Here is a 20,065-nt window from a genome sequence, read left to right as displayed (position 1 = left end):
CTGTATTCCGGAAGAACTCGCTGTTAAACAGAGGGGGAAGATTGGTTCGCTTGTTGAGCCAACTGGCAACGAAGAACAGAACGAGACTAATCAATAGGGCAACGGGACCAATACCGAAAATCTTATTCAAATATAAAAAAACTTTTCCATATGTCGCGGGGCGGTTATGCCGCAATATCCGATAAATTTCTGCTGCCTTTATGAAAGAGTGCTGGCTCATCGGAACTCAATTCTGTCGTCGAAACTCAGAATCTGCAACTTCTCCCCCGGAGAAATCCCCATGCGCTCCCGTATGGCTTTCGGGATGACCACTTGGTATTTAGGTGAAACAGTTACAGCGCTCATATCGATCTGCTTTATGGGATACGCATAGCATATCGATGCCCTTGCGTCAACCCTACGGTTCCCGAACCGGTCCCCCGCGAGTTTCTTTTCTTGATCAGCCGTTCCGGAGACATTATCATTCCGGCAAATGGCAAAGAAAGCGATTTACGGCTTCCTGATCGGGCTGGGCGCAGGCCTGGCGGCGTTAATTTTCTGGGGCGCGGGCGCGTTGGACCGTTTTGAATCCAAGACCTGGGACTGGCGCGTCCAGAGTCTGTCAAAACCGGGCGCATTCACCGGTCAAATCCGGATCATTTTCATTGACCAGGCCAGCCTGGACTGGGTAAAAAACGAAATGGCTTATGTCTGGCCATGGCCGCGTTCGCTTTACCAGCCTATCCTTGATTACTGCCGGCGGCAGGGCGCCAAGGCGGTTGCCTTTGACCTCCTCTTCACGGAACACTCCTCCTACGGCATGGAAGATGATCAGACTTTCGCCGCCGCCGTTTCCAATGCCCCGCCCTTTGCGGCGGCCGTCTTTCTCGGCCATGAAACCGGCGCGGCCTCGGTCTGGCCTGAAAACATTCCCCGCTCCCGCCTGCAAGTTTCCGGGTTGGAAGAATGGCTGGCAAACCTGCCGAGAAAAAAAGGCGTGTTATTCCCGAAAGCTTCTTTCCCGATCCCCGAACTGGCCGCCGGCGCCGTTTTGCTCGGGAATGTCTCGGCCCGGCCGGACGCCGACGCCATTTTCCGGCGCATCAAGCCGTTTGCTGTTTTTGACGGCGCGCCCGTTCCCGCGCTCGGCGTGGCCGCCCGGCTGGCGGACCCGGAAGCCGCCGGCGATAAAATCATTTTTTCAAAGGGCGCCGTAACAATCGGCAAACATAAGACCGCGCTTGACCGAACCGGAGCGGCCATCCTCAATTTCAGGGGGCGCTCCGGAACCCACGCGCGCATCAGCGCCGCGGCCGTGATCCAGTCGGAATTGAAACTGCAGGCCGGCGAAAAACCGCCGGCGGAGGACATGCCCTCCCTGAAAGGCTGTTATGTTTTCCTGGGCTGCAACGCGCCGGGACTGCTTGACAACCGGCCGGCGCCGGTCGGCCGGGTTTACACCGGCGTTGAACTGCACGCCACCGCGCTGGACAATCTCCTGGCCGGAGATTTTATGCGCGAGACGCCGCGCGGAATCGCGGCCGCCCTGATACTCGGCCTGGGCGTGGTCTGGGGCATGCTGGCCGCGCTGGGAAAAAGCGCGCGGGACAACATTATTGCCATGGCAATTGCCCTGCCCCTGCCGGCCCTGATCTGCGTCTGGGCCTATTGGCGCGGCTGGTGGGCGCCCTTCATGGCGCCGGAAACGGCTACAATTTTCGCCATCGTGGCCGCGATTATTTTCAACTACGCCACCGAGGGCCGCCAGAAAAGATTCATCCGCGGCGCTTTCAAACAATATCTGAGCGAGGAAGTGATTGAACAACTGGTCAGGCACCCGGAGCGGCTCGCTTTGGGCGGGGAACAGAGAACCCTTTCCATTTTCTTTTCCGATTTGCAGGGCTTTACCGGCATCTCCGAAGGTCTGAATCCGCAGCAACTGACCTCGCTCCTGAACGATTACCTGACGGCCATGACCGACATTATCCAGGAAGAAGGCGGGACGGTTGACAAGTACGAGGGCGACGCCATCATCGCCTTCTGGAACGCGCCGCTGGCGCAGGCGGACCACGCCGCGCGCGCGGCGCGCGCCGCCCTGGGCTGCCAGGCAAAACTCGCGCAAATGCGCCCGGAACTGCGCGGGCACACCGGCAAGGACCTTTTCATGCGCATCGGGCTCAACACCGGCGACGTGGTGGTCGGAAATATGGGCTCGCACAACCGCTTCAATTACACTATCCTCGGCGACGCCGCCAATCTGGCCTCGCGGCTGGAAGGCGTCAATAAACAGTTCGGAACTTTCACCATCATGGCGGAAACAACTTATACCGCCATGGGCGGGGCGTTCCCCGCGCGCGAGCTGGGCAGGGTCGCCGTGGTCGGACGCAAGGAACCGGTGCGCATATTTGAACCCATGCTCCGGGAGGAATGGAGCGCGCGCGGGGCGGCGCTGGAACAGTTTGCCGGCGCGCTCAAGGAATTTTACGCCGGCCGGTTTGAGGAAGCTTTTTCACAGTTTGAAAAAATAAAGGGGAACGACAACGCCGCCGCCGCCTACGCGGAAAAATGCCGCCGGCTGCTTGCGGCGCCGCCAAAGCAATGGCAGGGAATATGGGTGGCGGGGGAGAAGTGATGTAAGATTATGAGATTTATACCGACAAGCATTAAAGGGGTAATCCTGATTGAACCCGAAACGTTCGGCGACCGGCGCGGTTTTTTCATGGAAACGTACCGGCGCGATTTGTTCCGTCAAAACGGCATGGACGTTGAATTTGTGCAGTGGAATCATTCCCTGAGCGTTAAAAATACCCTCCGCGGAATGCATTATCAGGCGGAAAAACCGCAGGGCAAACTGGTGCGGGTCGTCCGGGGCGAGGTTTACGACGTGGCCGTGGATATCCGCTTCGGCTCGCCCACCTTCGGCGGATGGATCGCCAAAGTTCTTTCGGCGGAAAACAAAAAACAGCTTTTCGTGCCGGCCGGTTTCGCGCATGGTTTCTGCGTCTTGAGCGAAACGGCGGAATTCATTTACGCCTGCACCGCTTATTACCATCCGCAGGGCGAAAAAGGCGTTATCTGGAACGACCCGGATTTGAACATCCCCTGGCCGGTAAAAAACCCGCTCCTTTCCGAAAAGGACAAACGTTATCCGCAGTTGAAGGATATTGGCCGGGATTTTGTGTATCAGCAGAATATATCACCGCCCGCTCCGCTGGAGACACAGAGTGCGCGGAGATAAGAGGGGGGAAATAAGTTTTTATCTCTGCAACCTCTGCGGTAAAATATTTTATATGAATACAACCATCGCAATTACCGGCGGCAGGGGAATGCTTGGGTCCGACCTGGCCGCCGTCCTTGAAAAAGCCGGCTATCAGACGCGCGCCCTGGATTTGCCGGATTTTGACCTGGCCGATCCCGTCCGCCTGAAACAGGGGCTGGACGGGGTTGAGATCGTCGTCAATTGCGCCGCCTTCACCAACGTGGACCAGGCCGAGGACGCGCCGGAAACGGCCATGCATATAAACGCCGAGGCCGTCGGCAATCTGGGCGTCTGGGCCAAAGAACGGAACGCCTACCTGATTCATATTTCAACCGATTTCGTGTTTGACGGCGAAAGCGCGCGGCCTTATCTGGAAACGGACATGCCACGCCCCATAAACGTCTATGGACAGTCCAAGCTGAAAGGCGAGGAATTGCTCCGGCAGAGCGGCTGCCGCTGCGCAATTGTGCGCGTGCAATGGAGTTACGGAAAACACGGCGTTAATTTCGTCGCCAAACTGTTGGAACGCTCCCGCGGAGGCGGGGCATTGAAGGTGGTAAACGACCAGACCGGCGCGCCGACCTGGACGCTTGACATGGCCCGGGCGATCAACAGCCTGTTGCGCGAGCGCCCGGAAGGCATATTTCATTTCGCCAACGCCGGTTACGCCACCCGCTATGAAACGGCCATGTTCATTGCGCGAAAAATGCGTTTACCCAATCCTATAAAACCCTGCGCCAGCTCCGAATTCCCGGCAAAGGCGCGCCGGCCGAAGAATTCAAGGTTTTGCACGGACAAAATCCAGGCACTGCTGGACCATGAAATCCGTTCCTGGGAAGAAGCCCTGGACGCTTTTCTGCAAAACCGCGCATCTTGAGTGGCCGCCGCCATCCGAAACTTGTTTTTACCGACGCGCGGTTTGGTGTTGACATTCCATGAACTGAAGCGGTATTATGATGAAACCTTAAGGAAAAAGGATATCTATGCGGCAACCGGCGCGGAACTTTTCCGCGCAACCGTAAAACAAGTCCATGGAAAACATTCCTTTATATCCGCTCCTATTTCAGCCCGTTTATAAGGATTACATCTGGGGCGGGAATAAAATCGCCTCGTATTACAAGCGCGACCTGCCGCCCGGCGTTTATGCCGAATCGTGGGAAATCGCCGACCGGCCGGAAGGCATGAGCGTGGTAACCAATGGTCCGCTGGCCGGCCGCGATTTGTTCAGCCTGATGAAACTTTACGGCGAAAAACTGACCGGCGCGCATTTTGCGGAATTCCCCCTGCTGGTTAAAATCATTGACGCCCGTGAAAAACTGAGCGTGCAGGTTCACCCGGATGAAAACGGCGTAAAAACTGTCGGCGGCGACGCCAAGTCCGAAATGTGGTACGTGCTGGCGGCCGAGCCGAACGCGGAAATCTACGCGGGATTGAAACCGGGCATAACCACTGAAAACTTCAAAGACGCCCTCGCCAAGGGCAAAACAGGCGACCTGTTGCGAACCGTGCCGGTGGTTAAGGGCGACGTGGTCTACATACCGGGCGGAAGAATTCACGCGATCGGCCCGGGCTGTATGATCCTGGAAGTGCAGCAGAATTCCAACACCACTTTCCGCCTCTTTGACTGGAACCGTCTCGGCCGCGACGGCAAACCACGCGCCCTGCAGATAAACAAGGCCGTCAAAGCCATCCACTGGCAAGATCCGGACTCGCCGAAAATTGACCTCGCCAAGCATCCGCCGCAATTTGACCGGAACGGCAACGCCACGGTGGAACTGTTGAAAACTCCTTTCTTCAGGTTTGAAAAAATCACCGCGGCCAAATCGCTGGATGGCGCCACCGACAACAGGACGTTTCATATCCTGTTTACAGAGGAAGGGCAGGCGGAACTGGCGGCCGGCTCAATGAAAATACCGCTGGAGGCGGGCAAGACCGTCTTTATTCCGGCCGCTTTGTCCAATTATGTCCTGACAACCGCCGGCGGCGGAACTGCCACGATACTGCGGGTCAGCCTGCCGACATAACCCGCCCCCCTGCCCCCTTGCCTAGGTGATTTCCTCCAACTGCCAGACAAAGGCCTTGACCCCCTCTTTGCCGAGGGATTTGCGCAGTTCGCCGACAGCCGCGCAGACTTTTGAGACGCATTCGTCCGCGCAGGCCGCGTATAAAACATTGTTCAACCCGGGCCAGACATCGGTGCCGAGATGCGTTCCGGACGAAGTCCCGCGGCCAAACGTTTCCCCGATCTTCGTGTAATTTGTCAGACCGCAGCTTTCCAGCATTTCCATGATTTCCATGTCCATCGCTTCGTTATACGCAATCATGATCATTTTCATGTTTATCACTCCTCTCGCCCGTCCGCCCGCCAGACCCGCCGGGGCGCACGGCGAGGAACATTGCCTGATATCCGTGAATGCCGTGTAACCGGCGAAGCTTTTCCTTATTTCTTCCTGACCTTCTCTTCCAGTATGGCATAAAGAATAGGCACAAAAATCATGGTGATGAAGGTTGTAACCGACAGGCCGGAGACCATGGTTATACCGAGCGGCTGCCATATTTCAGAACCCTGGCCGCGCGACAAGGCCAGCGGCAGCATGCCGGCCAGTGTGGTCAGCGTGGTCATCATGACCGGGCGCAGGCGCAGCCGGCCGCCCTCGGTGACGGCCGCGTACATGGTGAAACCGCGCGCCCGGAGAATATTGATATAACTGATCAGCACAATGGCGTTGTTGACCACAATCCCGATGAGCATGACCAGCCCCAGAAAAGTGATCATGCTGAGCGTGGTGCCGGTGACGAAAAAACCGAGAATAACCCCCGTAAAAGTAAAAGGCACTGCAAACATGATGATGAACGGGTCAAGCAGGGACTCAAACTGGGCGGCCATGACCATGTAAACCAGGGCAATTCCCAGAAGGAGCAGCAGAGCCAGGTCGCGAAAAGCCTTGGACTGCTCCTCTATGTCGCCGGCAAAATTGACCGTCAGGGCCGCCGGCAGGCTGACCCGGGCGGTCTGTTTTTTGAGGTCGGCCACGACTTCGCCGGTGGAACGTCCGTGCGCGTTGCATTCAACCCGCACAACGCGCTCCCGGTTCTGGCGCTCAATCTCAATCGGCCCGGTGATTTCGCGCACCCTGGTGAAATTGGACATTCTGATCTGCTTGCCGGTAAACGGCGAAACGACCATCAGGTTTTCAATGTCTTCGGGACGCGAACGGCAGGTTTCTTCCAGCCGCACGTAAATATCATAAGTGCGTCCGCTCTCGCGGTACTTGGTGGCGGTGGAGCCTTCAATTGCGGTCTTCAGCGTATCGGCGATGGTATCCATGTTGAGCCCGAGCGCCGCCGCTTTTTCCCGGTCAATTTCTATCTTGAGCTCCGGTTTGCGGCGGTCGCGCGAGACGCTTACGTCCACCGCGCCCGGCGTTTTTTCCATGATGTCCTTGATCCGCGCAGCCGCCGCGTCGGTTTGGTCCAGATCATGCCCGATGATTTCAATCTGGATTGATTTGCCGCCGGTGCCGCTTATCAGCCGGCCAAGCGGATTGCCGGTGGTGATATCGGTGCGCAGCACGCCGGGAAGATTTTTTAATTTTTCCCTGACCGCCTGCGTTATTTCCATGGATGACCTTTTGCGTTTTTCCTTGCGGGTTACTTTGACGCCGCCGGAAACCACGTGGCTGCCGGAGCGGCCTCCGAACACCGCTCCTATGCCGCCGCCCTGGCCAAAACGGATCATAAAGGCGATTTTTTCGGGCACTTCCTTTTCAATGATATCCTCTATCATGCCGGCCGTCTTGTCGGTTTCCTCAATCCGCGTGCCGACCGGCAGTTCCGCGCTGACGCTCAGCATTCCGGCGTCCTCCTCAGGAATAAACTCGCTGCCAATGAAGGGGAGCAACGCAAGGCTTGAAAGGAAAGCGAGCGCAAAACTGGCGATCACCGGCCTGCGGCGGCGAAGACTCCAGGCCAGGATGAGGGCATAGCGGTTTTCCAGGGCGGTAAACCACCTTTCCGAAATGTCATAAACACCGGCGACAACGCTTGCAAATCCCAGATGGGAGCGGCCGACCGTCCCGCGCAACCGGGCCAACACCCCGTCCCGCGTTTTCTCGCGCGGCGGCAAAGCGCCCTCCCGGGGACGGTTTCGCTTCAGCCACCGGGAACAAATCATCGGGGTAAAGGTGGTGGCGGTGAAAAGCGAGGCCAGCAGGGTGATGCAGATGATGGCCGAGAGCTCCTTGAACATGATGCCCACCAGGCCGGTTACAAACAGCAGGGGCAGAAACACGACCAGGGTGGTTGCGGTTGAGGCGGCGACCGAAAGAAACATTTCGCGCGTTCCGAAAATGGCGGCCTCCGCCGGACGCTCGCCGCGCTCCAGGTGGCGCGTGATATTATCAACAATCACGACCGCGTTGTCCACCACCATGCCGATGGCAATGGTCATGGCCGTCAGGCCAATGACGTTGATCGTCCGGTTGCTCATGAAGAGATAGGTGAAGGCCAGCAGAATGGAAAACGGGATTGTCAGCGCGATAATTATGCTGGAACGGAATTTTCTGAGAAAGAACCAGGTTACGAACACCACCAGCAGGGCGGCCAACCGGAGCGTTCCGGTCAGCGAATTGATGGAATACATGATATCCTCGGAACTGTCCATAATCAGGTGGAACTTGACGTCCGGCGGCATTTGCCTTTCCAGCTCCCTAATTTTTTTCTTAACCTTTTCCGCCACCTTCACCGTATTGACGCCGGTCTGTTTCTGGACCGACAAAGCCATGCCGCGGTGCCGGTTGATACGGGAAAGGCGCGAAACCTCCTTGAAGCCGTCCTCCACCCGCGCCACGTCCCGCATGTAAACAAGCCGGTCCTCATGCCGGCCGAGAATAATGGCGTTTACTTCGCCGGGATCGGTGAATTCCCCGGGCAGCCGGACGAGATAGTCGGTCATTCCGGACTTTATGTTGCCGACCGGCTGGGTGATATTTTCCCGCAAAATGGCGTTCTGCACGTCAAGGATGGACAGGTTGTAACTATCCAGCCGGTTGCGGTCAATCCAGACGTTGATTTGCCTTTCCAGGCCGCCCATGAGCTGGACCGTGCCCACCCCGGGAATCTGGCGCAGCGGATCGGCGACCTGGCGGTCAATCAGGTCGTAGAGGCCGGGATAACTCTGATCCGCGGTGATGCCCAGGTGCATGATCGGCATCATGGCGGTATTGAACTTGAAAATGAAGGGGTTGTCCATCTCGTCCGGGATGTCGGGCAGGAGCCGCTTGGCGCGGTCAATGCGGTCGCGAATATCGTTGGACGCCTCGTCCAGATTGATGCCCCAGATGAATTTAAGCGTAATGGCCGAGACGCCTTCCAGGGAGCGGGAAGTTATTTTTTCAACCCCCGGCGTGCTGGCCAACTGGTTTTCAAGCGGCTCGGTAACCCTGATTTCAACGTCTTCGGGACTGGCGCCGGAATAAGTGGAAATGACCGAGATGGAGGGCGGCTCAATCTCGGGCATCAGGTCCACGCCCAGCCTGGTTATGCTGTACAACGAAATAATGATGATCCCGATAAAAATCATCAGGTTCGTTATCGGCCGCTTGACGCCAAATTCAGGAAGATTCATTTTTTGCTTTAAAGTTCAGACGGGCTTGTTACGGGGAACCGGTTAATTTTCCAATTACCGAAGTTCTTGTTCCGCAATCACTTTCGCGCCGTCGCGCAGTCTCTGCTGGCCCATGATCACGATCGTTTCGCCGGCCCGCAACCCCTCTGCGATCTCAACCTCCCCGCCGAACCTGAAACCGGTTTTCACCGCGCGCCGGCGGGCGCTATCCCCCTCAACCACGTAAACAATCGTTTCCCGGGAATGCCCCAGAACGGATTCCTTCGGGACAAGTAATGTTTTTTTCTTTTCTTCCAGAATCAGCTTCACGCGCGCGAACATGCCCGGCATCAGCTTGTGTTCGGGATTGGGGATGAAAATTTCCACCGGCGCCGTGCGCGTCAGGATGTCAACGATCGGGCTGATTTTGGAAACCCTGCCGGTAAAAGTCTGTTTCGGGAAAGCGTCCACCGCAACTTCCGCTTTCTGGTCAATCTTTATAACGGGAAAATATTTTTCGGGCACGTCCAGGTTGACGCGCACGTTGTCAATATCCACCACAAAGGCCACGGCCGTCTGCGGGGAGACGCTGTCGCCCAAATCAACATAGACCGTGCCGACAATACCGGCCAGCGGCGAATCCACCGGCGACTTTTCAAATGTAAAACCGATTTCGTCCCGGTCAATATAGGCGATTATCTCGCCTTTTTCCACGGGCGCGCCCTCTTCTTTCAATTTTTCCAGGATTTTACCGGTAACTTTTGGATAGACCTGCGCGTCGTCCTGGGCCTTGATGCTGGCGGCGTAATCCAGCGTCCGCTTTATATCGCGCGCCTCAACCCGCAGGCAGCGCACCGCCACGGCCTCGTTGGCAACCGCTTTGCTGTCTCCCTTTCCTTTACAGTCGCATAATGTCAAAACCATGGCCGTGATTAACGTATTCCGAAGAATATTTTTAACGCCAAGGCGCAGAGGTCTCAGAGATCGCATAGATAAAACTAATTCTTTTTTTAAAAAATCAGAACCAAAAACATTTTCTGTCTCTGTGTTCTCCGCGCCTCCAGCGAAGCGGGCGGGGAAATATTCTTTTAACTTTTGCAATTGGCTCATAAAATTATTCCTCCAGGCGAATGTTATTTTTGGCGAGCGTTATGCCTTCCGCGTTGTCCAGCGCGACCAGAGCGGTCTGGTAATCAACCACCGCCTTGAGATAATCGGTTTCGGACGTGGCCACGCGCTCCTGGTAATCCAGCATGTCATGCGTGCTGACCTGCCCGGCGGCGTAACGCTCGCGCTGCGCCTCGTAATTCTTGGCCTCCATGTCCCTGGCATGCCGGGCCGCGTCCATCTGGCGGCGCTGGGTCTCAACTTCCCTGATCCGAGTGCGAACGTCAAGAATGATATTCTGCTCAAGCCTTTTCAACTCCAGGCTGGCTTTCATCTTTTCCCGTTTCGTCTGGTCAAGTTTAGCGCTCTCGGCACCGCCCCATGGCCTGGCAAACTTCAAGCCCACCGTCCAGTCGCTGTTTCCCGGCTCAACGGTATTCAAGGCGTCCCCATAATCGCCCCCCCACCCGTTCATGCCGTAACTGCCGAAGAGATCCAGCGCGGGGCGATGATTGTTATCGGCCAGTTTGATGGCAATATCGCGGTTTTTCAGCTCAATTGTCTTTATCTGGTAATCGGGACGGAATTCAAAGGCGTTGCGCAGACTCTGCGCCAGGTCAGTTCTCCGCAATTCCAGTTTCGGCCGGTCAATCGGCTCCAGACGCGCGTTCCACAATTCGGGATCATCCACCAGGTTGGTAACCAGTTTCAACTCGTCTTCCGTGCCGGACACGAGCGCGTCGGCCACGATCACCGCCTTTTCCCTTTCCGCCACCGCCGTCTCTGTCTCCAGCAGGTCAACCGAGCTGATGATACCATGCTGATATCTCTCCCGGTTGATGGCCAGCAGGTCCTGCGCCCGTTTCAGGGACGCCGCGGCGATCTCTTTGTACTCCTGCGAATAGCAATAGTTGTAGTAGGCGATTATGGCGCGGCTGATGCTCTGCATAACCGTGGCGCGCACGTCTTTGGCGGAAATGTTCCGATAATTTGAGGCAATCACAATCTCCGCCTCGTTGACTTCAAAACCGGCGCCTTTGAAAATGGGTTGCGTAATCGTAATCATGGGCTCCGCAAAATAGACCGGATTGACGGCTTTAATGGCCGGATCACTGTCATTGCGCTGCCCCAGAAAATCCAATTGATAACGGGTCCCGGGCGGCAGTTTGCCGGCAACGCCCGCGCCAACTTCAACCGCCCTGGAAACACTGGAACTGTAGACGTTCATCGGCAGGGGAAACGGGCTCCGGTTGCCGTCCAGGACGGCATTGGCATAAAAATTCGGCTCAAATACCGCCCGGGCGATGGCAACGTCGTCGTCCCTCAGCTTGGGATCAATCTTTTTTATCAGGATTTCCGAATTATTCTGCAGCGTCCAGGCGACGCAATCCACCATGCCGATCCGAAGCAGGCGGCCGGTTCGCGCGGAATCAATGAAAGCCGAAGGGCCGGGATGGCCGATAATGCCCGTGACGGCGTTGGTGGAGTCGGCCGCGGCGGAGGCCAGCGCAACTCCGCCCATGAAAAGCGCGGCGGCCAGCGCTGAAAACAACGGCGGACCAAGCCGGAACCAGGCGGAAACACCCGGAAAACGGTTATAATTTCGTTTATTCATTCTGCAATCCGCTTTCCGCTTTTTCCTTTTTCCGCGCCTCAACAAAGGTCGCCACTTTTTCAAGGATCGCCAGATAATCGCCGCGTTCCCGAGCGCTCAAAGGCCCGAACGCTTCCATGAGCCGGCGCCGCCTTTCAGCGTGAAACTGATCCAGTATGCGGCGGCCTTTGGGGGTCGCCTCGGCGAGAACGCCCCGCCGGTCCGCCTCGGAGGCGTAGCGCTTTGCCAGGCCGAGCGCAACCAGCCGGTCCATCAGGCCGGTAACGGTGGGCGGCTTCATGCCCAGCCCGCGCGCGATGGAACGCATCGCGCATCCTTGCTTCGTGCCGGCGACATGCTCCAGAACCCGCAATTGCGGAAGCGAGATTATTCCGCGCGCAAGATAGTTCCGTTCGTCCGAAATCATGGCCGCCGCCATCCGGTGCATGATAACGCTTATGCGATCGGCAAATTCCCCGATGGCCAGCCGCCGGAAAGCGGCGCCGCCGTATTTTATTTTACTATCCGAATTGTTCACAACATGAAATATATAAATCGCCAAACAAATGTCAACGCTTTTCCGGGAAACCCCGGAAGAAAAATCGCGCTTGACCGGAACGCCGCCGGACCTTATCCTGTCCGCAGAATTTGACAGGCAAAAAAATCATAAAGGATCACTTTTATGGCCAAACATGGATTAGGGCGGGGATTGAACGCGTTGATCAAGGAAACGCCGGCGGCGGAAGCCGAAACGGACGCGAGGGACAGCCGGGAACACGTGCCCGTTGATAATATCCTGCCGAATCCCTATCAGCCGCGCCAGAACTTCGCGCCCGAAGAGCTGGCAGAACTGGCCGTTTCCATCAAAGCACACGGTGTTTTGCAGCCGGTTCTGGTCCGCCGGAAGGGAGCCCAGTTTGAACTGGTAACCGGCGAAAGGCGCTGGCGCGCCGCGCGCCAGATCGGCCTGGCCGTTATCCCCGCCATCGTGAAAGAGGTCGGCGAATCGGAAATGCTGGAACTGGGGCTCATTGAAAACCTGCAAAGGGAAAATCTGAACGTCATCGAGGAGGCCGAGGGCTACCAGAATCTCGCCGTAAAATTCAACCTCAGCCAGGATGAAATCGCCAAAAGAGTCGGCAAGGCGCGCGCCACGGTGGCCAACGTCCTGCGGATTTTGACCCTGCCGCAGGAAATCAGGCGGATGCTGGCCGAAAACAAGCTCCAAACCGGACACGCCAAGGCCTTGCTCGCGGTGCCGCTGGACGAGGAAAAATGCCTGCTGGCCAGGCGCGCGGCCGCGGAAGGCTGGCCGGTGCGCGCCATTGAAAAAGCCGCGGCCAGGCTGACCCGCGCTCCCCGAAAAAAACGGACAAGCCGCGACGATATCCCGGCCCAGCATCTCCAGCATATCTCCGACCTGCTGCACCGTCATTTCGGCACCGGCATCCGTATTTTCCCCTGCCGGACGCTGGCCAACGGCAAGAAAACCAGAGGCGCGCTGGAAATTGACTTTTATTCATCGGAAGACCTGAACCGTATCCTGGAACTCCTCGGACTCGGAGAGGAACGCTCAACCTGATCCTGCCTGATGCAGGCGCGTCGCAGACGCGGTTGACAACAAAGCACCCCGCGGCAGTCTCCTCCGCCTTCTCGCCTTGGCGAAGCGCTTCGGCGGAGCCGGGAGCAGCTCGGCCGCGGAGAACCGAGAGCCGCGCGGGGGGGGCGAATAAAACGGGTTTCTTTTCTGTTTGAATTCCGCCGCCAACCGCGTATAATTTTCTGCCGATTTAAAAAGCCATAAAAAAAACGAATGGTGGGTGTAGCTCAGTTGGCAGAGCGTCAGGTTGTGGCCCTGAATGTCGCGGGTTCAAATCCCGTCACTCACCCCATTCCCGGACAAGGAATCAACAAGGCAGAAGGACGGATTGATGCTGAAGCGGTCCGCAAAAGAACATTTGTATGCAGTTTTCAATGCTAGCCCGGCGCGACACCCTGTTCTTAATATTGCTGGCAGTAATCGGCCTGGTTATCACGGTTGCCATTGGCAAGGCCTCCTTTGACGATGCTTACATCACATTCCGCTATGCCCGCAACATCGCGCTGGGAAACGGTTTCGTGTATAATCCGGGCGAGCGCTATCTCGGCACAACCACCCCGTTGTTTACCCTGTTATTATCCGGACTGGGATGGCTGGCCGGCATTAACCGCATTCCCGACATAGCGCAATGTTTAAGCGGCCTGGCGCTGGTCATTACAGCCATGACGGTCTATTTGACGGCGTGGCGCGAAAAACAGCGGGTGGCCGGGGTTATTACCGCATTATTACTGCTGCTGAACCCGTTCTATCTCCATGTATGGGGCGGCGAGGCCTTTTGCATGCTGGCGCTGATTATGCTGGCATTCTTTTTTTACCAAGGCGGGCATACATTGCTGCCGGCTCTATTCGGAGGGCTGGCTTTCCTGACGCGAGGGGAAGGAATAATTCCAATCGTCGTCATTTATTCCCATTACGTCATGCAGCGCCGGCGGCTGCCCTGGGGGGCGATGCTGGCATTCATCGCCACGGTCGCCCCCCTGCTGCTCTATTTTCACCTGACATTCGGCATGTTCCTGCCCGGGACGCTCGCGGCCAAAACAGCTCAAATGCAGTCCGGCGCCTTTGGGCCTTTTTTCAGGACCATGGCCGACTGGATACGCAGCTATCTCATGTTCAGTCCCGCGTTTTCCAGTTCTCCCCGCCATGCGCTTTACTGGTTATGGATTGCGGCCGCTCTCCTGGGCTGGACCGCTCTTTTGTGGCGGCCGCGGACAACATGGTGGCTGCTTGTCATCTGGATCGCGAGCTATACCGCCGGTTACGCCTTTCTCAACGTTCCGTTTTATACCTGGTACGCTGTCCCCTGCCTGTTCGGAGGTTTTCTCCTGGCAGGCCTTGGATGCCAATTCGCCGCCGATTGGATACGGAAGTGTTCCGGCGCACACTGGTGGTGTCCGCCCCGCTTGGGATTTTCCAGCGCCCTGGCACTCATCACCGCGGCATTTCTTCCTATGACTGTTTCCCTGTGCCATTTTGTGCGCGCGCCCGTCAATCCGATACAACGTCTCTATGTCAAAACGGGGCGCTGGCTGAACGGCAACACCGCCGCCGACGCCAGCATCGGGTTTTTTGAAATCGGTTTTATGGGGTATCACACTGAACGGCGCATGATTGATCCCATGGGCCTGGTGCAAAACGATGCGATTCAACACGTCAAGCAAGGCGATTTCAAGTGGGCCTACCGCCATTACCGGCCTGACCTGATCGTGATTAGTCCGACCCGCTGGCATGATCGCATCGGCAATATCACGAATGAACCCTGGTTTCAAACCTCATACCGGAAGATCGCCGCTATTGACGAGCCAGGTTACCGCGATGCGCCTCTCGCAATTTTTAAAAAACAATGATTTTTCCGTTCCCGCGGCCTGACAAGTGAATGATCGCATATGCTGGAATTTGCAATTCAACTGGCGCTGCTCAGCGCTTTTTTCTTTCCGGTTGCAGCGCTGTCATATGCCCTCGCCAAGCGCTATACCGGCGCCGTGAAACTGGCCGCGGCGGGCATCATATTCGCCTGGCTGCTGGCGTTCTGGTTTGCAGTTCTGATGTCAACGGGCGGCTTCTCCCGCCTGGCCGCGGCCGGAGCGGGCATGACCTGCTGGGTTATTTTTTACTTCGCAACGCGGCCGCCAGGTTGCATCGCGCATTGCCTCAAAAATGATTTCGCGTCTTTCAGGAACGTTATCATCGGCATCCGGCGTGATCCGGCCGGACGCATTGCCATGGTTTTCTTTCTGTTGCTGGCCGTGTTGCTGGCCATCCGAACGCTTATGCTTCCCGTCCTGGGATGGGACGCTCTGACCTATCACGGGCTCAAAGCCGGGCTGTGGGTGCAAACGGGCACATGGCAAACATTTGAAGCGCCCGGCGGATGGGAATACTACCGGTCCTACTTCGGGGGAGGCGGCGAAGTTTTCCCGGCGTGGACAATGCTGTTTTTCCGGTCGGGCATCTTCGCCGCGATCCCCGATCTGGGCGCCTGGCTGTTCCTGGGGCTTTGCGTTGCGATTCTTGCGCGTCAGTACAACCTGCCGCGCCGGCCGGCCGCGCTGATCAGCCTGGCGTTCATCAGCGCGCCTGAGTTTTCCCGCATGGTCGGCAGCGGTTATATTGATACGCTTGGCAACGCCCTGATGCTTTGCGGACTGTCCTTTGTTTTGCGCGGCGCACAGGCAAAGCGCAATTACGACTTATATATTGCCGCGGGCGCTTTGGGTCTGGCAGCCTCGGTAAAGGTCAATATGCTGGGCGCCGCCTTGCTGATGGCGCCTGTGTTCAGCGCGTTCGTCCTGCGGAACGGAAAGCGGTCGGCGCGTTCCCTGCTCTTCTGCGGAATCTTATTCGCGCTTCCGGTAATGACGTGGCTGCTCTACAACTTCGTCGCGACCGGGTTCCCGCTAGGATCCATTCCGTTCCAAATCGGACCTCTAAAGCTGGGCGAAGCGCCTCCAAACCTGCTCTGGTTCCTGGACCGGCCCGACTTGGAACCATACCGGCTCCGTTCCGAGCTGATCGCGCTCATGAGAGCGCTGATGCACTATGGCCCGACGATATTGCTCTCGGCATTGGGCATACCGGGGCTGGCGGCGGCCCTTTGGCGCCGAAGCGCCGTGCATATTCTGGGCCTGTGTCTTATCATGGTTTCGGCGGCGCTTTTCTTCTCTCCTTCGTTTGCGGTCGTCCGCCTCGGATGGGCCGGGGTCAACGGCCGCTTTCTTGTCCCCCTCGTCGTGCTCCCCGCCGTCATGGGGCTTTCAGCCGCGGCCACTCACAAGGCGAGCCGCGCCCTGATTGTATGGTGGGCCGTTGTTTGCATAATCATCAATGTGTGTAACTACCTGAAAACTTTTGTGCTGGGCGGGCACCGCATTGAACTGTTTTTTCTGGGTGCGGCCGGCCTTCTGGTTGCCGCGATCTATTGTGTCATTACCATGCCGCGGATAGGGAAAACACTCGGCGCGCGAACCGGCCTGGCGGCAATGCTTGCCATAAGCCTGATTGGCCTGGCCGCTTGCGAACAATTCCGGAACTGGTTCAGGCCCAGAGCTTATGCGGCTTGCACCACGATGCATGCGTTTCCCAGATACTGGGTTTCCGCGCTGCCGGCCCTTGATTCGGCCGGCGGACCGGCAACCATCGCGTTTGCCTATGGCCCACAACAGGTCAGCCATGGAGCGTTCCTTGCTCCTTTTTTGGGCCCCCGCCTGGACAACCGGCTGGTTTACATTTCACCCGAGAAAGACGGCAAACTGCTTCCCCACAGCTCCGCGTTTGCACGCTCAACCAACCCGGATTATGACCAATGGCTGAAAAGGCTCTTCCAAGCAAAAGTCAGTCACCTGCTGTGCTTGAGGCCAGCTTGTGTTGAACTAATGTGGGCGGAAACCCACACCAACGCATTCCGGCGTCTCGCCGGCGGCAGCGCACGGGAATGGGGGCTGTTCAAGCTGAATACAAACTGAACGCGGACATTTTGCCAGAAAAACCGTCGCATCATTTTAACTTGACTGTTCCACCGGAACAACGCACTATTTTCAACGCCAAGGGGTTCTCCCTTGCATTATTTTTAAAATTGCGGCAAAGACAAAAAACAGATGGCTGGTTATGCTGAAGCGGGCCGAAAAAGAACATTTTTCAAGGCATTTTGGCGCAACAATGCTGGTGATCCGCGGCCGGCGCTTTACGAATACGGCGGCAAAGTTCTGGTCCAACCTGATTGACGAACTCTGCGAAGATTACACGGAAAGCCGGCTGATCACGCTGGAGGCCGCGCACGACGGCGCCCTCGGCCCGGCCCTGCTCTTCCCCGAGCTGGAACTTCAACGCGAAATGGACAGAACCGATTTCAGCGCGGAAGGACTGCGCAAGGCCTGGCGGAAAGCGCTTGACGATTTTGAGATCTACGGCCCGCCGGGCGCCGTCTACCTTGCGGTCTTCTCGGATTTCGGCGAGACCCGGCGCATAACCCTGCCCATGGACTGCGTGGATGCGGAAATATTCCTTTATCTGCTCGCCTGGCTCCTGGAATGGAGCGACCTGCCCTCCGGGCTCTGGAATGAACCGCAGGTCAAAGGCGCCTTTTCAGGCATAGACCCTTTGCGCCGGTTCAAATACTTCCTGTATTTTAAGATTGAACACCGGCCGCTGAAAGAAGGCCTCTTCAAGTGGAAGCTGGAACTGCATTTCGGACGGAACAAAATCGCGGAAAGCAGGAAATACCTGCGGGTGAAAACCACCGCCCCCTTGTTTCAGGGAAAAATTACGGAAGGAGAGCGATGATACCGGAAGAACGCATCCGCCGGGAACTGAAAAATACCATCCGGGAGACGAATCTGCCCGCGCTCGGCCGCAGGGAAACCGGCAAGGTGCGCGATTCTTATCTCCAGAAAGAAAAACGCATTCTGATCGCAACCGACCGCATCTCGGCGTTTGACCGCGTGCTCGGCACAATTCCCTTCAAGGGACAGGTTCTCAATCAGCTGGCCGCATTCTGGTTTGAACAGACCAAACACCTGGTCCCCAACCATATTCTTGACGTCCCCGACCCGAACGTGATGGCGGCGGCCGAATGCGAACAGCTTCCCCTGGAAATAATTGTGCGGGGCTACATCACCGGCGTCACCAAAACTTCGCTCTGGTTCAATTACCAGCAGGGCGTCAGGAATTACTGCGGCCATGTCCTGCCCGAGGGACTGCGTAAAGATCAGAAACTGGACAAACCGATCGTCACGCCCACCACCAAACTGGAGTCCCACGACCGTCCGGTCTCGCGCGCGGAGGTCGTCCGGGAAGGATTGGTTACCGCGGAAATTTTTGACAAAGCCGCGGATATTTGCTTAAAGCTTTTTGACTACGGGACCAAATTTGCGCACCAGCGCGGGCTCATTCTGGTTGACACCAAATACGAACTCGGTTTCCTGAACGGCAAACTGGCGGTTTCCGACGAAATCCACACGCCGGATTCGTCGCGTTACTGGTTCGCCGGACAATACGAAGAGCTTTTCGCCGCCGGCAAAGACCAGCGCAAGCTGGACAAGGAATACGTGCGCGAATGGTTCGCGGCAAGAGGTTTCCGCGGCGAAGGCGCGCCGCCGGCCATGCCGGACGAAATCCGGATTGAAGCGGCAAAACGCTATATCCAGGCCTACGAAATTATCACCGGCCGGGAATTTGTTGCAACCGAAGAGCCGCCGTTGGAGCGCATGGAAAGAAATCTGCGGGACAAAGGATACATGAAATAGCGTAGAGCGGATAGCGTTTAGCACCTGAAATGTCAAAAACCGTGATGAAAAGCAAGAAAATAATGCTGGGTAAGGATGATGTGGGTATGAAGCATATGCACGGTGCATTTCGTTCGAAAAATCTCCGGCGATTCCGGCGCATCCGCATTCCTGCCCCGCAAAGCGGGGTTTTGAGAGAGCATCAAGGATTTGGCGGAAGGGTTGCGTGTCTTTAACGGCAGCCATTTGATCCATGAAGCGGTTGTTGAATGCGATCTGAATGCCGTAGGGAAACCAGGTTTGGAGGCGGACACTCATAAAGCCGAAGAGGGGATGGTCGTAATAAAAGTAAAGATGTTTGCAGCGGGAAAAGAGATGCCGGAGCTGAGGGAAACCGGCCTGGGCGTCATAGTGGGCGCGGAAAGAGGAACAGGCTTCGACGCAGGACCAGACGCCGATGAGACCGTGTTTGATGCCCAAGTCGCGTTGTCGTTGATGGGCAATGGCTTCCTTGCGTTCATTGGAGGAAGCAATAGGTTCATGCATAGGAATTTCAAACTTGCCGCAAAAGAGCGCAAAATCGTGGGTAGGAGCCGAACCCCTGTTCGGCGATGCATCTGGTGTTTGGAATCGCCGCATGGGGATGCGGTTCGTCCGGAATCGCCGCATGGGGATGCGGCTCCTACGTCTATCAAATACAGTTGCCGCTTTTGGCGGCCTAATTCAAACGCCTTGTCCGCAGGTTTTGCGCGCATAGCGGTCGGCATGTTCCACGATCAATTTCGATTGGGCCATCATCCAGGGCTTGTAGTTTTTGTTGAGAATGCCGCGCCAGCGGAGGAAGGCCGTGGCGCCGTCGGCATAGGCGATGGGGCGAATGCAGCCCTTGAAAACGCTGCGGTCGAAGCCGCTGATAACGCCCTTGATTTTATTACTGAATCTTTGTATAAACGAGTTCATGCGCCGTCCTCCTGTGATGGTTGTTTGTTCACCCATAACATAAGAGATCAACGGCGCATTTCCACTTTATTTCGGAAGAGGCAACAGAGAAAGTCTGAACTCGGGCGTAGCGCAGAGCGAAGCCCGATGCAAGCGTGGGGTGAATTTGGCTTCCGGCGGAGCCGGATTCGAAAAAGAAAGGCCAGTCCGGTTCAGATGGACCGGCGCCGCGCGAAGCGCTATACTCGTGTATGCGCGAGGG

The 20,065-nt window shown here is 56.8% G+C and carries 16 protein-coding genes, 1 tRNA gene and 1 pseudogene; 12 read left to right on the top strand and 6 right to left on the bottom strand.

From position 1 onward, the window contains the following. Positions 1–225: 225 nt before the first annotated feature. Positions 226–345: pseudogene (locus tag PHP98_08715) on the bottom strand (AbrB/MazE/SpoVT family DNA-binding domain-containing protein). Between the two features lie 127 nt (positions 346–472). Here PHP98_08715 and PHP98_08710 point away from each other — a divergent pair. From PHP98_08710 to PHP98_08695, 4 genes are all read left to right on the top strand, one after another. Beyond that, a complete protein-coding gene (locus tag PHP98_08710; protein MDD5483714.1) occupies positions 473–2,611 on the top strand; it encodes an adenylate/guanylate cyclase domain-containing protein in 2,139 nt (712 codons plus the stop codon). 9 nt (positions 2,612–2,620) lie between these two features. Next, the gene (gene rfbC / locus PHP98_08705) at positions 2,621–3,217 is read left to right on the top strand and encodes a dTDP-4-dehydrorhamnose 3,5-epimerase (GenBank protein MDD5483713.1); all 597 of its coding nucleotides are present in this window, start codon (positions 2,621–2,623) and stop codon (positions 3,215–3,217) included. A 52-nt stretch (positions 3,218–3,269) separates the two neighbouring features. Next, positions 3,270–4,115 (top strand): dTDP-4-dehydrorhamnose reductase, encoded by an 846-nt coding sequence (rfbD, locus tag PHP98_08700; protein MDD5483712.1) that lies wholly within the window; start codon positions 3,270–3,272, stop codon positions 4,113–4,115. 154 nt (positions 4,116–4,269) lie between these two features. Further along, positions 4,270–5,262 carry a class I mannose-6-phosphate isomerase gene (locus PHP98_08695; GenBank protein ID MDD5483711.1) on the top strand — a complete coding sequence of 331 codons (993 nt, stop codon included), beginning with the start codon at positions 4,270–4,272 and terminating at the stop codon, positions 5,260–5,262. 21 nt (positions 5,263–5,283) lie between these two features. Here PHP98_08695 and PHP98_08690 read toward each other — a convergent pair whose 3' ends face one another. From PHP98_08690 to PHP98_08670, 5 genes are all read right to left on the bottom strand, one after another. After that, a complete protein-coding gene (locus PHP98_08690) occupies positions 5,284–5,574 on the bottom strand; it encodes a hypothetical protein (GenBank protein ID MDD5483710.1) in 291 nt (96 codons plus the stop codon). Between the two features lie 104 nt (positions 5,575–5,678). Next, positions 5,679–8,864, bottom strand: coding sequence for an efflux RND transporter permease subunit (locus PHP98_08685; GenBank protein ID MDD5483709.1), 3,186 nt, complete (start codon positions 8,862–8,864; stop codon positions 5,679–5,681). Between the two features lie 54 nt (positions 8,865–8,918). Beyond that, positions 8,919–9,767, bottom strand: a complete 849-nt coding sequence (locus PHP98_08680; GenBank protein MDD5483708.1) for an efflux RND transporter periplasmic adaptor subunit — start codon at positions 9,765–9,767, stop codon at positions 8,919–8,921. A 190-nt stretch (positions 9,768–9,957) separates the two neighbouring features. Further along, on the bottom strand, positions 9,958–11,565 hold the full coding sequence (locus PHP98_08675) for a TolC family protein (GenBank protein MDD5483707.1): 1,608 nt from the start codon (positions 11,563–11,565) through the stop codon (positions 9,958–9,960). Further along, a complete protein-coding gene (locus tag PHP98_08670) occupies positions 11,558–12,082 on the bottom strand; it encodes a MarR family transcriptional regulator (GenBank protein MDD5483706.1) in 525 nt (174 codons plus the stop codon). The genes PHP98_08675 and PHP98_08670 overlap by 8 nt, the downstream gene beginning before the upstream one ends. A gap of 144 nt (positions 12,083–12,226) precedes the next feature. On the opposite strand from PHP98_08670, the gene PHP98_08665 reads away from it, so the two are divergent. From PHP98_08665 to PHP98_08630, 8 genes are all read left to right on the top strand, one after another. Next, positions 12,227–13,126 carry a ParB/RepB/Spo0J family partition protein gene (locus PHP98_08665; GenBank protein ID MDD5483705.1) on the top strand — a complete coding sequence of 300 codons (900 nt, stop codon included), beginning with the start codon at positions 12,227–12,229 and terminating at the stop codon, positions 13,124–13,126. A 234-nt stretch (positions 13,127–13,360) separates the two neighbouring features. Further along, positions 13,361–13,436: transfer RNA gene (locus PHP98_08660), tRNA-His, on the top strand. Positions 13,437–13,506: 70 nt separating this feature from the next. Continuing rightward, the gene (locus PHP98_08655) at positions 13,507–14,991 is read left to right on the top strand and encodes a hypothetical protein (GenBank protein ID MDD5483704.1); all 1,485 of its coding nucleotides are present in this window, start codon (positions 13,507–13,509) and stop codon (positions 14,989–14,991) included. A gap of 39 nt (positions 14,992–15,030) precedes the next feature. Continuing rightward, on the top strand, positions 15,031–17,106 hold the full coding sequence (locus tag PHP98_08650) for a hypothetical protein (GenBank protein MDD5483703.1): 2,076 nt from the start codon (positions 15,031–15,033) through the stop codon (positions 17,104–17,106). 142 nt (positions 17,107–17,248) lie between these two features. Continuing rightward, complete coding sequence (locus tag PHP98_08645; protein MDD5483702.1) at positions 17,249–17,923, top strand: hypothetical protein; 675 nt, start codon at positions 17,249–17,251, stop codon at positions 17,921–17,923. Beyond that, positions 17,920–18,885: a phosphoribosylaminoimidazolesuccinocarboxamide synthase gene (locus PHP98_08640; protein MDD5483701.1), complete on the top strand. Its 966-nt coding sequence runs from the start codon at positions 17,920–17,922 to the stop codon at positions 18,883–18,885. The genes PHP98_08645 and PHP98_08640 overlap by 4 nt, the downstream gene beginning before the upstream one ends. A 29-nt stretch (positions 18,886–18,914) precedes the next feature. Continuing rightward, on the top strand, positions 18,915–19,100 hold the full coding sequence (locus PHP98_08635; protein ID MDD5483700.1) for a hypothetical protein: 186 nt from the start codon (positions 18,915–18,917) through the stop codon (positions 19,098–19,100). Further along, positions 19,075–20,065 (top strand): hypothetical protein (locus tag PHP98_08630; protein ID MDD5483699.1); only part of this gene is annotated, 991 nt, incomplete at its 3' end. The genes PHP98_08635 and PHP98_08630, both read left to right, overlap by 26 nt.

The sequence above is a fragment of the Kiritimatiellia bacterium genome, assembly GCA_028715905.1.
GTDB lineage: Bacteria > Verrucomicrobiota > Kiritimatiellia > JAAZAB01 > JAAZAB01 > JAQUQV01.
This window is presented reverse-complemented; position numbering and strand designations above follow the sequence as displayed.